The sequence below is a fragment of the Methanofollis sp. W23 genome (genome assembly GCF_017875325.1).
Lineage (GTDB): Archaea > Halobacteriota > Methanomicrobia > Methanomicrobiales > Methanofollaceae > Methanofollis.
Genome location: NZ_JAGGMN010000001.1, coordinates 383,741 through 397,225 on the forward strand (window position 1 = coordinate 383,741; position 13,485 = coordinate 397,225).

Annotated in this window: 14 protein-coding genes; all 14 read left to right on the plus strand. The window is 61.2% G+C overall.

Going from position 1 to position 13,485, the window contains the following annotated elements; translation table 11 throughout:
* The first annotated feature begins 147 nt into the window (after positions 1–147).
* Positions 148–399 carry a hypothetical protein gene (locus tag J2129_RS01630; protein ID WP_209628997.1) on the plus strand — a complete coding sequence of 84 codons (252 nt, stop codon included), beginning with the start codon at positions 148–150 and terminating at the stop codon, positions 397–399.
* Positions 400–419: 20 nt separating this feature from the next.
* Positions 420–653, plus strand: coding sequence for a type II toxin-antitoxin system RelE/ParE family toxin (locus J2129_RS01635; protein WP_245320821.1), 234 nt, complete (start codon positions 420–422; stop codon positions 651–653).
* A gap of 611 nt (positions 654–1,264) precedes the next feature.
* Positions 1,265–1,912, plus strand: coding sequence for a hypothetical protein (locus tag J2129_RS01640; protein ID WP_209629001.1), 648 nt, complete (start codon positions 1,265–1,267; stop codon positions 1,910–1,912).
* Positions 1,913–2,697: 785 nt separating this feature from the next.
* The gene (locus J2129_RS01645) at positions 2,698–3,333 is read left to right on the plus strand and encodes a hypothetical protein (RefSeq protein ID WP_209629003.1); all 636 of its coding nucleotides are present in this window, start codon (positions 2,698–2,700) and stop codon (positions 3,331–3,333) included.
* A gap of 681 nt (positions 3,334–4,014) precedes the next feature.
* Complete coding sequence (gene argH, locus J2129_RS01650) at positions 4,015–5,496, plus strand: argininosuccinate lyase (RefSeq protein WP_209629005.1); 1,482 nt, start codon at positions 4,015–4,017, stop codon at positions 5,494–5,496.
* A complete protein-coding gene (gatD, locus tag J2129_RS01655; protein WP_209629006.1) occupies positions 5,493–6,731 on the plus strand; it encodes a Glu-tRNA(Gln) amidotransferase subunit GatD in 1,239 nt (412 codons plus the stop codon). Before argH ends, gatD begins: the two co-directional genes overlap by 4 nt.
* The gene (gene gatE / locus J2129_RS01660) at positions 6,721–8,550 is read left to right on the plus strand and encodes a Glu-tRNA(Gln) amidotransferase subunit GatE (protein WP_209629008.1); all 1,830 of its coding nucleotides are present in this window, start codon (positions 6,721–6,723) and stop codon (positions 8,548–8,550) included. Before gatD ends, gatE begins: the two co-directional genes overlap by 11 nt.
* Positions 8,551–8,603: 53 nt before the next feature.
* Positions 8,604–8,903, plus strand: a complete 300-nt coding sequence (locus J2129_RS01665) for a DUF5350 family protein (RefSeq protein WP_209629010.1) — start codon at positions 8,604–8,606, stop codon at positions 8,901–8,903.
* A 56-nt stretch (positions 8,904–8,959) separates the two neighbouring features.
* Positions 8,960–9,316, plus strand: a complete 357-nt coding sequence (locus J2129_RS01670; RefSeq protein WP_209629012.1) for a hypothetical protein — start codon at positions 8,960–8,962, stop codon at positions 9,314–9,316.
* A complete protein-coding gene (locus J2129_RS01675) occupies positions 9,303–9,833 on the plus strand; it encodes a nitroreductase family protein (protein ID WP_209629014.1) in 531 nt (176 codons plus the stop codon). Before J2129_RS01670 ends, J2129_RS01675 begins: the two co-directional genes overlap by 14 nt.
* Before the next feature lie 21 nt (positions 9,834–9,854).
* On the plus strand, positions 9,855–10,193 hold the full coding sequence (locus J2129_RS01680; protein WP_209629016.1) for a DUF555 domain-containing protein: 339 nt from the start codon (positions 9,855–9,857) through the stop codon (positions 10,191–10,193).
* Positions 10,190–11,074 (plus strand): carbohydrate kinase family protein, encoded by an 885-nt coding sequence (locus J2129_RS01685; RefSeq protein WP_209629018.1) that lies wholly within the window; start codon positions 10,190–10,192, stop codon positions 11,072–11,074. The genes J2129_RS01680 and J2129_RS01685 overlap by 4 nt, the downstream gene beginning before the upstream one ends.
* 5 nt (positions 11,075–11,079) lie before the next feature.
* Positions 11,080–11,736: a diphthine--ammonia ligase gene (locus J2129_RS01690; protein WP_209629021.1), complete on the plus strand. Its 657-nt coding sequence runs from the start codon at positions 11,080–11,082 to the stop codon at positions 11,734–11,736.
* The gene (locus J2129_RS01695) at positions 11,733–13,481 is read left to right on the plus strand and encodes a DUF2070 family protein (RefSeq protein WP_209629023.1); all 1,749 of its coding nucleotides are present in this window, start codon (positions 11,733–11,735) and stop codon (positions 13,479–13,481) included. Before J2129_RS01690 ends, J2129_RS01695 begins: the two co-directional genes overlap by 4 nt.
* Positions 13,482–13,485: the final 4 nt, after the last annotated feature.

Consider the following 13,485-nt stretch of genomic DNA (forward strand, 5'->3'; position numbering starts at 1 on the left):
ATGACCATAAAGAGGGTGCTGCCATCCTCGACCCATCATGTGGCGGGGGGATCGGGGGCGAGTGCCCCCTGTCAGAGAGATTCATCAAGAGGATTTTTACAGAGCCGATCAGAAGGATGATGTCCTATACCCACTATAGTCTCGACCATGGGAGCCACGACGGTGTGGGTGTCGCCGGAAACCAAGGAGCGGCTGGATGCGATAAAATGCCATCCTGACGAGACCTACGAGGACGTGATCATCAGGCTGATCGATATTGCCATAGATTCAGAACCCCTCAGTGAGGAGACGCTCAAAGCACTCGATGAATCGGTTGAAGACATTAAAGCCGGCCGCCTCTTCACCCTTGACGAGGTCCGCGCAGAGCTCAGGGCTGGATGGCGTACGAAGTCAGAGTGACGCCATCTGTCATATGGCGGATGCGCCACCTCCCCGAAGAGGTCAGAGAGAGGATCCTTGATGAGGTGGAGAACCTTGCCCGGCAGCCTGATCCATCCTTGCATGTGAAGATATTGCAGGGAGGGAGTGCGATGCCACTTTGCTCTTTTCGTGTCGGGGCGTACAGGGCGATCCTGACTATCCATCATAAAGAGGTGCAAAAAATTGTGGTCGTCGTAGTGGGTCACCGGTCAGAGGTCTATCGAAAAATCTAAGCCTCTCTTTTTCGGCTCTGTAGATTCCTCTTCCTTTCATCGAGGTCATCGCAAAACTCTCCAGACCTCCCTCAGAAGAGAGGGCAGGAAGGCAGAGCGATGATTGTGACGATGGGATGCGAGCCCCTATCAATCATCATCACCGGGAGGACCGGGGCGGCCACCCCCTGTCAGAGAGATTCATCTAGAGGATTTCTACAGAGCGCTTTTGCGTGACCTTTCCCTCTGCAGTCTCGCCCGTGTGAGGCGGTGAATTTGACTCTGTCGGATCCCCTGCCTCCCCCGGTCCGCTCTTCTTCCTTGGGTTCTGGGGCGCCGCGCCCACCCCTGGTGTGTATGGTGGGGCAAGGTGGTCCATTCATGCTCACGTTTAGAATTGACGAGGAGTTTTGCAGGGCCGATTTTCCATATTTTTGATCTTCGAACTTCTGATAGGCATAGGATGGTCCCAAAAACCAGATATATAAATTGAACGCGATTGATCAGTGTGGATGGCGTGTACCGGTACTCATCTCCGGTCGAGGCGGTGAACTCCTTCTCATTTCCGGTGCCTGCACCCAACCCCTCTCAACGCCCCCTGGTATGGGAAGGAGATCAGAGAGGTGAACCGCATGAAAAGAAAAACCAAATTCCTGTCATTATTACTCGTACTGACACTGTTCACGTCTGGACTTGTGGGATCTGTTCTCGCACAAGAGAGTGATCTGAATGGATGTGTAGAACTCACGTATGAAGAACATGCAGATGCCGTTCGAGAAATGAAATCAAATGAAAAAATTCTTGACATTTATGGGGATGTTCCAGAATTCAAAGATGCACGTGACCGACGCGTCTGGTATGATCGGTTGGACGATTTTCACGATGAGACCTTTGACTCGATAGCGAAACCTCGCCTATACCCAGATGGGCCTATTATTGGTTACGGGTATGATATCGAGGGGTATCTCGACGTTGGCATTCCTGACACCCTGCCTGAGGAACATCTCGAAGACACCATGGATGCACTCTCTCAACTCATCGATGAAAAAGGGAGAGAGATGGGTTTTGAAACCATCCCCGTCAAATTTACGAGCGTCGATCCGGACAGTCTCGTGCTTCATACTCATGTGCTTGAAAATCCTCAGAACCGTTCAGCGATCGAAGGGATCGGGATTCAGGCCCTTGTGGGAATGGATATTCTCGGCATTCGGGATCTTGTTTCAGAATGTACAATGTCCGGGAGGTACAATATCAGCCTCGCAGGATCGGGCATGATGTGAGAGCACGTCTCAGAGATATGTCATGAACGTCACTCCGAGCGGTGCTTTGTAGTGTGGAGGGATCCTTGCTTTTCACTCCATGGCAACGAATCAAAGCATTGCTCAATCGCCGCCTCCTGGCTATCTTCATCCGTGGGGGCCCGGGGGTGCACCCCCCGCGAGACGGCGGCGTCCCATCGTGCGAGGGCCATCGCGTTCTCCAACGCGCCGGGTTCCGGGTGGAATTTTTTGATGAGGCCCAGGCGTCTCAGGTCTTCAGTCGGTTCCAATCAGCATCACCTTCGGTCCTTTCAGCACGTTCGCGACGGAGGGATCGTCTGCGGCGGTCCGCTCCGCCATCTCTTCGGGCATGAAGAAGGCATAGTTGATCACTCTCTCGAGCGCCTCCCTGGTGCGTTTTGCCCTTGATGATCTTCCACGCTGCAGTCTCCCCTGATTGTCATTCGACGGGGGCCCGGGTTTTTTCCCGGTGTGATAGTGTGGGAAGGCACGTCGATCAGAAGTTCTCCTCGGAACGATTTTGATGTGGTATGCTGGAGGCATGCTTTTTGCTTCATGCGTGATTCTACAGAATCCTCTCCCTATTATTCGCTGTTATCTCTCCTGGTATGCATAGGGCCATCCCACAAAGCAGATATATAAATCCAGCAAGATTTCTCGATGTGGATGCCGTGGTCCGGTGCTCGTCTCCGGCCTGGTCGATGAAACTCCCTTGCACTCCGGTGCCTGCGTCCGGTCCTTCCCGAGGTCGATGGTACAGGAGGGGGACTGGAGAGGTGAACGGTATGAGAAGAAAAACCAGATTATTGTTCGTCTTGCTTATCCTGACGTTGTTCACATCCGGGTGTGCGGGATCTGTTTCCGCACAACAGGGTGACCGTGAAGAGAGTGATCTGAATGGATGTATTGGACCAACGCTTGAAGAATATACAGATGCCATTCGGGAGTTGAGATCACATGAAATCGTTCTGGGCATTTATGGGGATCTTCCGGAATTCAAAGATGCACGTGACCGACGCGTCTGGTACGATCGATTGGACGATTTTCACGATGAGACCTTTGACTCGATAGCGAAACCTCGTCTCTACCCGGACGGCCCGGTTATCGGGTATGGATGTGATGCCGAGGGGTATCTCAGCGTCGGGATTCCTGACACCATGCCTGAAGAACATCTGGGGGACACCATGGATGCACTCTCTCGACTCATTGATGAGAAAGGGAGAGAGATGGGTTTTGACAACATCCCGGTCAAATTCAGGAGTGTCGATCCAGACAGTCTCGTGCTTCATACTCCTGTGCTTGAGAATCCTCAGAACCGATCCCAATCATCGATCGGAGGGATACAGGTCCAGGCCCTTGTGGGGGTGGATATTCTCGACATCCAGAATTTTCTTTCAACACTCACCATCCTGGGGAGATAGAATATCGGCCCTGTAGAATTGGGCATGAACCCCGGGCCCACGCATACGCGATGAAAAATTCTTGGTGGTCTCCGGGTTATGAATCCTTGCTCTCTCTTCGAAGCAGGAACCAAATAGGACCACCATTTCATTGCCGCCCTCACCTCTCTTCGTCGTGGGGGGACGACCCGAGGGAGTAGACAAATAAGATTCTCCGATGAGGGCGGCCATCTGATCGACGTGCCTTCCCACAGGCTTGCGCCAGGGACTCTGTCCCCGGACCCCGGGGATGAAGAGAGGGCCGGGAAGGCGAAGGGCTGATCATTCAGAAGATGTATCTGCTCTCTGCATATCAGTCATGAGGAGCCTCAGTGTGATAAAATCATCATTCAAACCTATAGGGGGGATATTCGAGATCATTTTCATGGTAAATTCTCTTGATGTCTCTCTCTGGCAGGGAGGTACTATGCTCTCTCATGATCCTCCATGGTGCGGCCTCTTCCAATCGCCACTCAACAAGGAGTTCGGGTTCCTCGAACCCCTCATCACGAAGATTGACAGGGACCGCATCGACCGAAGCATCAGGTCGCCCCCATCACCGGTGCACACCAGATTATTTCCCTCTCCCGGCCCTGCCGCTCCCCTCATCCCTCCCGCCGTCCCCACAAGTTCATTTCCTCTCGGGCCGCAAGGTACACCACCATGCATCGTGATCTGCTGCGGCGAGGCAGACTCAGTGACGACCGTACCGGTGAGGTAATGCACTTCCTCTCCTCGATGACGGCCGATCACTGGATCGCCGAGAAAGATATCCAGGTGGACATGGCCCACCTCCTGATGCTCAGGAAACAAGAGATCATCGGGGAGGACGCGGCCAGAGCGCTGATGGGTGCGCTTCTCGCCTTCCACGAGGACGGGATCCCAGACGAAGCCTATGACGAATGTTTTGAGGACATCCACGCCGGGAAAGAAGCGGCGCTCATCGCCCGCGTCGGCGAGGAGTTCGGCGGCCGCCTGCATATGGGCCGGTCCAGGAACGACGAGGTGGCGACCTGCATCAGGATGCGCCTGCGCGAAGAACTGCTCGGGTGCATGACCGCGCTCTGCGACCTCAGGCAGGTGCTGCTCGGGCTTGCCGAGGCGCACCGCGAGAGCATCATGCCAGGGTTCACGCACCTCCAGCACGCCCAGCCGACCACCCTTGCCCACCACCTCCTCGCCTACGAGGCGGCCTTCGGGCGGGACTTCGGGCGGCTCGCCGACGCCTATGCCAGGGTGAACGAGTGCCCCCTCGGTGCGGCGGCCTTCGCCTCGACCGGGTACCCCATCGATCGCGAGATGACCGCCAGGCTCCTCGGGTTCGCGCGCCCGATGGGCAACTCGATGGACGCCGTCGCCACCCGCGACTTCGCCCTTGAAAGTCTCTCGGCCTGTGCGGTGATGATGACCACTGCAAGCCGCCTCTGCGAGGAGATGGTTGTCTGGTCGAGCGCCTTCGTCCGGTTCGTCCACCTCGCCGACGGCTACTCCTCGACCAGTTCGATCATGCCCCAGAAGAAGAACCCGGACACCGCTGAGATCATGCGGGCAAAGGCCGGGACCGTTGCGGGTTCGCTTGCCGGGGCGATGACTATCACCAAAGGGCTCCCAATGAGTTACAACCGCGACCTCCAGGAACTCACCCCCCACCTCTGGCGGGGCGTCGCCGCGGCGCGCGAGAGCCTTGTCGTCCTGGCTGGGATGCTCTCGACCGCGACCTTTGATACGAAGCGGATGGCCGCCGAATCTGACCGCGGCTTCTCGACCGCGACCGAACTTGCCGACGTCCTGGTCAGGGAGTATGGACTCCCCTTCAGGACTGCGCACTCGGTCGTCGGCCGGGCGGTGAAAGAGGGCGCCCTCGACCTTGCCACCCTGGAAGCGGCGGCAGAGGAGGTCGCCGGGCTCTCGCTCACCGGGCGCGGGCTCACCGCCGCACGGGTGGCCGCCGCCCTCGACCCGGCGATCAGCGTTGCCGAGAGGAAGGCCATTGGCGGCCCAGCACCAGAAGAGACGGCGCGGGCTCTGACCGCACGGAACAAAGACCTTGCGGCCGACGAGGCCGCGACCGCCAGGCTGGCAGGGTCCGTGGAAACGGCCCTTGCCCGCCTGGTCGATGAAGCAAAAAGGATGACAGAAGCATGAGTACCTATGCGACCGGCGACGTCGTCGCCGCCTCCTGCCGGGGCCACCCGGTGGAAGGGATCTATATCACCGACCGCGACGGCATGGCGGTCCTCAAACTGAAGAGCGGCTACAACATCGGCGTCGACCAGGAGACCTGCACCCTGGTGCGGCGTGCCGGCGACCAGCCCGCTCCCGCAGTTCCCACCGTGGTGCAGGACGAGACCCTGCCAGAACTTGCGATCATCTCCACCGGCGGGACGATCGCCTCCAAGATCGACTACCGCACCGGGGCCGTGACCAGCCAGTTCACCGCCGACGACATCCTCAGGGCGGTGCCAGGGCTCACCACAGTCGCCCGCTACCGTGCCGAGATGCTTGCCACCATCCTCTCTGAGAACATGACCCCGTCCACCTGGCAGGCCCTGGCCAGGGCGGTACACGCCGCGGTCACCAACGGTGCCGAGGGGGTCATCGTCACCCATGGGACCGACACGATGTCCTACTCGGCCTCGGCCCTCTCGTTCATGCTCGACACCCCTGCCCCGGTCGTCTTTGTCGGATCGCAGCGGTCCGCCGACCGCCCGAGCAGCGACAACGTGATGAACGCCATGTGCGCGGCCGCCGCCGCACGGAGCGATCTGGGCGAGGTGGCGGTGGCGATGCACGCCACCACCAACGACGACCTCTGTGCCGTCCACCGCGGGACGAGGGTGCGAAAGATGCACACCTCACGGCGCGACGCCTTCCAGAGCCACGAGATGGCCCCGGTCGCCACCGTCGCCTACCCCTCGCTCGCAGTCGACCTCTCCCCTGAGGCGGTCCGCCGGGGTGCGGTCGAACCGGCCCTCCACGCCGACCTCGAAGAGCGTTGCGGGCTCCTGTATTCCTATCCAGGGATGCCAGAGGAGGCGGTCAGGGTCTACGAAGAGTTCAAAGGCCTGGTCATCGCCGGCACCGGGCTTGGCCATGTGAGTTCAGAGTGCATCGAGGCCCTGCGCGAGATGATCGACGCCGGGACCACCGTCGTCATGACCTCCCAGTGCCTCCACGGCCGGGTCTGCGACCGGGTCTATGACACCGGCCGCGACCTCCTTGCCGCGGGCGTCGTCGAGGGTGAGGACATGCTCCCCGAGACCGCGCTCACCAAACTGATGTGGGTGCTTGGCAACACCGCCGACAGGGAGGAGGGGCGGAGGCTGATGGCCACCGACCTCAAAGGCGAGATCAGAAGGAGGTCAGATTATGGATTTTAAGGCGCTCGGGCTCAAGGCCGGGATCGAGATCCACCAGCAGCTCGACACAGCAGAGAAACTCTTCTGCCACTGCCCCACCACCCTGCGCGAGACCGAGGAGCACACCGGCGAGTTCTTCCGGTACCTCCATGCGACGGTCTCTGAGATGGGTGAGGTCGACCGTGCGGCGGCCGAGGAGATGATGAACCGCCGGCAGTTCCACTATCTCACCTACGACACCACCTGCCTGGTCGAGAACGACGAGGAACCCCCGGCCCCGATGAACCCCGAGGCCCTGGAGATCGCCCTCCAGGTCGCCAGGACCTTCGAGATGCACCCGGTCGAGCAGGTGCACACCATGCGCAAACTCGTCATCGACGGCTCGAACACCAGCGGGTTCCAGCGGACGGCGATGGTGGCGATGGGTGGGGTCCTGCCAGGCGACGGCGAGGTCGAGACCCTCTGTCTCGAAGAGGAGGCGGCCCAGCGCGTCGAGGGGAGCACCTTCTCCCTCGACCGTCTCGGGATCCCGCTTGTCGAGATCACCACCTCGCCCTGCATGCACACCCCTGAGGCGGTCCAGGAGACGGCCGAGTATATCGGGATGGTGCTCCGCTCCACCGGCAAGGTGAAGCGGGGGCTTGGGACGATCCGCCAGGACGTCAACATCTCGATCAAGGACGGCGCCCGCGTCGAGATCAAGGGGGTGCAGGACCTCGCCCTCATCGCCGAGGTGGTCCGCCGCGAGGTGACAAGGCAGGTGAACCTCCTCGCGATCCGCGACGAACTCCGCGTCCGCAACGCCTCGGTCGGCGAAGAGACCCACGACGTCACCGCCCTCTTTGCGGAGACGAAGTCGTCCATCCTCAAACGGGCGAAGTCGATCCTGGCAGTCGTCCTGCCAGGGTTTGCCGGACTGGTCGGGCGCGAGGTCCAGCCTGGCCGGCGGCTCGGCACCGAGATCTCAGACTATGTGAAGAAGTGCGGGCTTGGCGGGATCTTCCACACCGACGAACTCCCGGCCTACGGGGTCACGGCCGAGGAGGTCGCCGCCCTCCGCGCCCATCTTGGCGTCGCCGACGAGGATGCGGTCATCCTCATCTCAGGGAGCAAGGAGAAGGCCGCCTGCGGGGCGAAGCAGGTCCGCCACCGTGCCCGCCTCGCCCTCGAGGGCGTGCCAGAGGAGACCAGGAAGATGCTCGACGAGGGGAACACGGCGTACATGCGCCCCCTCCCTGGCGCCGCCAGGATGTACCCCGAGACCGACGTCCTCCCGGTGACGATCACCGGCGAACACTGGGCGGCGGTCAGGGTGCCAGAACTCCTCTCAGACCTGGCACGCAGGATGGAAGACGAACTCGAGCTCGACCCCGCGGTGGCCAGGCAGGCCGCCTACTCCGAGCACCTCCCGCTCTTCAGGGCGGCGGTGCAGGCCGGGATCAAACCTAACCTTGCGGCGCGGACGGTGCTTGGCACCCTCAAGGAACTCTCCAGGGACGGCGTCGCCGTCGAGACGATCGCCGACCAGGACGTCCTGAACGTCCTTGCCGCTGTCGAGAAGGGCGAGGTCGCGAAGGAAGCGGTCCCTGACCTCCTCACCGAGGTGGCAGGCGGGAAGACGGCGGCCGAAGCGGTCGCCGACCATGCCGGCGGGGTCTCTGCCGAGGAACTGGCTGCGATCGTCGAAAAAATCGTCGCCGAGCGGATCAAGTTTGTCCAGGAAAAGCAGATGCGTGCCCTCGGTCCGCTGATGGGCGTCGTGATGAAGGAAGTCCGTGGCAAAGTCGACGGCAAGATCGTGAGCGAGGCCCTGAGGGCCGAGATCTCGCGGGTGATCTGAGCAGAGCAACATCTTTAAACCACGTATTGAGTAAATATATAGGGAGTTTGATTATGGGAAAAACAGGAACCACGACCTGGGCCCAGGTGAAGAATGTCAGAGGCAAGATCCGCCTGGTCCGGGCACAAGAGGCAACCCAGAAAAAGCCGGGGCCGAACCAGCGCTTCAAGGCGTCTGCAACCCTGAAGAAGATCGAGATCCAGAACGAGCGCCAGCAGGGGCGCGGTGGCCGTCGCGGTGGCCGTCGCGGTGGCCGTGGCCGTCGCGGTCAGGATATGACCGACCAGCGCGTCCGCAGGCGGATGCTGCGCTCCAAGACGACCGCTATGGGCGTGAAGCAGAAGTCCAGGTGAGACCCGCGGGTCCCACCCCCTAATTATCTTTTATATCTCTGGTGTCCATTCATTGTATGGATCCAAAGACAGCCGTTTTGAACTATCAGTATGGCGAGAGAGCCAAATCCGAACTTCTTCTGGCCTCAAAACTCATCGCCAGCATGCCGGGTTTTCCTGGCGGCGAGAAGATGGGCGGGAAGCGGATGCTCCTCCTGGTGCTCGAGGGCGTCAGGTCAGAGATCGCCTTTGCTCACGGGAGCAGCGGGCACCCCGGGTTTAAGAAAGCCCTCGAGTCCCTGGACGCCGCGATCTCCGAGGTCGAGGGCCTGAACTTCGAGGAGGCCCTCCCGAAAGTGGCCGAGGCCGTTTCCGCGTCGACGACGGTTGCCCAGGAGTCCTGGGAGGCGCTGACCAGCCATGGACTTCTCTGAGTTTCTCAGTTTTCTTGAAGGCCGCCAGACGGTGCGGGAGTACGATCCCGACCAGGAGGTCGCCGAGGACGAGGTCGAGTCTATCCTGAAGGCCGCCTCCTCCGCACCGAGCGCAGGCAACCGCGAGTCCTGGGACGTCGTGGTGGTGGAGGCCGAGGACCAGCGCGAGGCCCTTGCCGAGGTCGCCTATGACCAGGCGCATATCAGGAACGCCCCGGTCGTCTTTGTCGTCTCTGCAAACTACATCAGATCGATGTCCAGGTACGGCGAACGGGGTATCCTTTATGCCCTTGAGGACGCAACCATTGCCTGTACCTATATGATGCTCGCCGCCCACGCCCTCAGGCTTCATGCCTGCTGGACCGGCGCCTTTGAAGATGACGGGGTTCGAGAGGTGCTCGGCCTCCCGCCGCATCTCAGGCCGGTGGCCCTTCTTGCCGTCGGCAGGGGCGAGGTTCCGGCCGCCAGGACAGAACGGATGCCGATCGGCGAGCATGTACATAGAGAGACGTGGTAATATTCTGGGAATGTGAGATTCATGACCGACTATCTTGTAACACTCGAATCCGCATGGATCATCAAGGACGTCAAGTCCCTCGACGATGCTGTGGGGATCGCTATCAGCGAGGCGGGCAAACGCCTCAACCCCTCGGCAAAGTTTGTCGAGATCGAGAGCGGATATAGCCAGTGTCCGTACTGTGAAGAAGACCTGAACTGTGCACTGGTCGTTGCGAACACCGCCCTGGTCGGGCTTATGCTCTCGATGAAGGTCTTCAATGCCGAGTCAGAAGAGCATGCAAAGAGGATTGCGAAGTCGGTCGTCGGCCGGGCGCTCGGCACGATCCCCCTCAAAGTCGTGGATGTGCAGGAGTTATGATCAGCGTCGTCGGGCATACGGCCATCGACCATATCTGCACGGTGCCGCATTTCCCTGAGCGCCACACCTCGGTCTATACCCTCGACCACCAGATCTTCTTTGGCGGCGGGGCGGCAAATATCGCCGCGGGGATCGCAACGCTCGGCGAGGCCTGCGAACTGGTCAGCGCCGTCGGCTCGGACTTTCCGGGAGGAGCCTACGACCAGAGGCTGGACGAACTCGGGATCAGGCGCCGGTTCTTCGAGGTGCCCGACCGCCCGACGGCGACGGCCTTCATGTTCAACGACGTCGGCGGCGACCAGATCACCTATTTCGACTGGGGGGCCTCGACAGTCTTTGCCGAGGCGACGGCCCCGGCCCTGGAGTTCGTGCATATGGCGACCGCCGACCCCTCGTTCAATGTGCAGGTCGCGGAAAGAAGCGAATTTGCCTCGTTCGATCCAGGTCAGGACATCCTGAAGTATACGAAGGAACAGTTCGAGGCGATCCTCGACAATATCAACGTCCTCTTTGCGAACCGGCACGAGGCACGGCAGATGGCCGAGACGATCGGGACGACGGTGCACGACCTGGCGGCGCGGGTGGACCTGGCGGTCTTTACGATGGACTCGAAGGGGTGCATGCTCTGCGTCGACGGGGAGGAGAAGCAGGTCCCGGCGATCAGGGTCGAGATGGCCGACCCCACAGGAGCGGGCGACGCCTTCAGGGCCGGGTTCCTGACGGCCTATACGCGCGGCTACGATCCAGTGCGCTGCTGCACCGTCGGGACGACGGCGGCCTCCTTTGTGGTGGAGAAGGTTGGGTGCCAGACCAACCTCCCGACCTGGGAGCGGCTGGCACGGCGGCATGAGGAGCACTTCGGACCGATTGTGAAGAGGTAAGAGACATGACATGGGCAGCACTGACATCTGGCGGCAAGGACTCGGTCCTTGCCGTGCAGCGGGCGATCGACGCCGGGATCGAGGTCTCGGCCCTGGTGACGGTCAGGCCTGAGAACCCGCATTCATATATGTTCCACTCGGCCAACCTGGACGCCGTGCAGGTGATGGCCGAGGTCGCCGGGATGGAATATCACGAGATCCCGTCGGCCGGCAGGAAGGAAGAAGAGATCTTCGAGATGGAAGAAGGGCTCGCGGCCCTCGGGCTCGACGGGATCGTCACCGGGGCGGTGGCCTCGACCTACCAGCGTGCGCGCCTGGAGGCGATCGCGGGCAGGCTCGGGATGCGCCTCTCTGCCCCGCTCTGGCATATGGACTATGCCGACCTCCTGCGTGATGTGGCGGCTCAATTTGATGCGATCATCGTCGTCTGTGCTGCCGAAGGCCTGACCGAGGAGTTTCTTGGGGCGCATATCGACGATGCGATGGTGGAACGTCTCCTTGCCCTTGAACAGCGCTACCGGATCAACCCGGCGGGCGAGGGGGGTGAATACGAGAGCCTCACCCTCGATGCCCCGTTCTTTTCCAGGCCGATCACCTACAAGTCGGCCGAGCGGCACTCGGTCGGCGACCGGCATGAACTGGTTCTCAAGGGATTCGCATGAACGGTCGGGCCGAGGCGAGCGACGTCAGGATGGCCGGGCTTTCCCGGTATATTTTCACGGCCCCGTCCTGGCCCAGGTCCCTTGGGATCATCATTGCTCTCGGCCTGCTCATCGATGCGGTGAGCCTGCGGGCTGGCGAGACGTATCCGTTCTTTGGAACCCTGGCCTTCACCATCCCGGCGGTGCTCGCGACTTTCCTCACAAAACCCCTCCTGATGGAGCGGGGCAAGGTGATCACCTGGAACCGTTCGGCCCTGCTGGCGGCGGCGGGCACGGTCTTTGCGGTGATCGTCACCCTCTTCTCGGTGATCCTCGGGCAGAGCGAACTCCTGCCCCTGGCCTTTGCCATTGCGATGGGGCTGGTCTTTGGGGTACGCCTGCTGGTCATCGCGGCCATCGCCGATTACCGTCTCACCCATGTGGTGATGCCGGCCCTGCCGCAGAGCGCCTTTGGCGTGGTCTTTGCCACGCTCTCGTTCGGGCAGGAGTTCCTGCTCCTGGGGGTGGTCCTCCACCTGGTCTTCGGGTTCGGGTGCGTGCTCTTTGTCTGGTTTGTGGAGCGGCCGCTGAACAAGGGCTTCCATATCAGCGCCTTCAACTTCATCAACACCTTCATCGAGCACATGACCGACGGCTCGAAGAGTATGGAGGACTTCTTCAGGGAGATCGGCGAGGAGGTCTCGGTCCCGCAGGTGAGTCTTGCCTTCCGCCGGGGGGACAGGCGCGACATCATCTTTACGGTCCCGAATGTCCATCCAGGTCCGATGGGCGAGATCGGCGGGGGGAACCTGACCCGTGCGGTCTACGAGGCCTTCCCTGAGGAGGTGATGACGGCCCACGGGTGTTCGACGCACGACTTCAACCTGGTCTCGGCCTCTGAGAGCGAGAAGATCATCTCGGCGGTGCAGGACTCGCTCGAAGATCTCCCCTACTCCCCGTGTGCAGGGCCGTCCTGCCGCACCCGTGTCGGGTCGGTGGAGGTGCTTGCGCAGCCGATGGGCGACGCCCTCCTGATGGTCTCGACGCGCTGGCCGCAGAAGACCGAGGACGTCGACTTCGCGATTGGGATGACGGTGATGGCCGAGGCGCACCGGTGTTTTGCGCATTGCGCCTTCGTCGATGCCCATAACTGCATGGCCGACGTCGCCTCGCCGGTCCATATCGCCTCAAAGGAGGGGAGCGAGTACCTCGCCACCGCGGAGCAGTGTATCTCTGACTCTGCCGGGGGGGCGGTGCACCCCTTCAGGGCCGGGGCGGCCCGTGTCTCCATGCCCTTCAGCCGCGAGGAGGGGATCGGTGACCTCGGGGTGCAGGCCCTGGTCGTCGAGACCGCGGGGCAACGGACGGGCTATGTCCTCTTCGACGGCAACAACATGGTCACCGACCTCCGGGCCGCGGTGTTCGAGGCAGTCGGCGGCCTGGTCGACGAATGCGAGGTGATGACCTCTGACTCGCATGTGGTCAACACTGTCACCGGCAAGAACCCGCTCGGGCTTCATGTAAGTCCTGAGGTTCTTGCGACCTATGCGAAGCAGGCGGTGGAGGAGGCGGTCGCCGACCTCGCCGATGCGGAGGTGGCTTCGGCCTCGGCCGCCTGCGAGGACGTCCTGGTCTTTGGTTCGAACCGGATCTCAGAACTCGCGAGCACGGTGAACGCCATGCTCGTCTTCATCCCCCCGCTCTCCCTCGCGGTGCTGCTGGTGGCGTTTCTGCTGTCGGTGCTCGCGTATGTGGTGATTGTTTAGAGGC

What these genes read in the sequence shown, in the direction of transcription:
- J2129_RS01635 (WP_245320821.1), top strand. Translation starts at nt 420, where the DNA reads ATGCGCCACCTCCCCGAAGAGGTCAGAGAGAGGATCCTTGATGAGGTG.
- J2129_RS01645 (WP_209629003.1), top strand. Translation starts at nt 2,698, where the DNA reads ATGAGAAGAAAAACCAGATTATTGTTCGTCTTGCTTATCCTGACGTTG.
- J2129_RS01630 (WP_209628997.1), top strand. Translation starts at nt 148, where the DNA reads ATGGGAGCCACGACGGTGTGGGTGTCGCCGGAAACCAAGGAGCGGCTG.
- J2129_RS01665 (WP_209629010.1), top strand. Translation starts at nt 8,604, where the DNA reads ATGGGAAAAACAGGAACCACGACCTGGGCCCAGGTGAAGAATGTCAGA.
- gatD (WP_209629006.1), top strand. Translation starts at nt 5,493, where the DNA reads ATGAGTACCTATGCGACCGGCGACGTCGTCGCCGCCTCCTGCCGGGGC.
- argH (WP_209629005.1), top strand. Translation starts at nt 4,015, where the DNA reads ATGCATCGTGATCTGCTGCGGCGAGGCAGACTCAGTGACGACCGTACC.
- J2129_RS01680 (WP_209629016.1), top strand. Translation starts at nt 9,855, where the DNA reads ATGACCGACTATCTTGTAACACTCGAATCCGCATGGATCATCAAGGAC.
- J2129_RS01685 (WP_209629018.1), top strand. Translation starts at nt 10,190, where the DNA reads ATGATCAGCGTCGTCGGGCATACGGCCATCGACCATATCTGCACGGTG.
- J2129_RS01675 (WP_209629014.1), top strand. Translation starts at nt 9,303, where the DNA reads ATGGACTTCTCTGAGTTTCTCAGTTTTCTTGAAGGCCGCCAGACGGTG.
- gatE (WP_209629008.1), top strand. Translation starts at nt 6,721, where the DNA reads ATGGATTTTAAGGCGCTCGGGCTCAAGGCCGGGATCGAGATCCACCAG.
- J2129_RS01640 (WP_209629001.1), top strand. Translation starts at nt 1,265, where the DNA reads ATGAAAAGAAAAACCAAATTCCTGTCATTATTACTCGTACTGACACTG.
- J2129_RS01670 (WP_209629012.1), top strand. Translation starts at nt 8,960, where the DNA reads ATGGATCCAAAGACAGCCGTTTTGAACTATCAGTATGGCGAGAGAGCC.
- J2129_RS01690 (WP_209629021.1), top strand. Translation starts at nt 11,080, where the DNA reads ATGACATGGGCAGCACTGACATCTGGCGGCAAGGACTCGGTCCTTGCC.
- J2129_RS01695 (WP_209629023.1), top strand. Translation starts at nt 11,733, where the DNA reads ATGAACGGTCGGGCCGAGGCGAGCGACGTCAGGATGGCCGGGCTTTCC.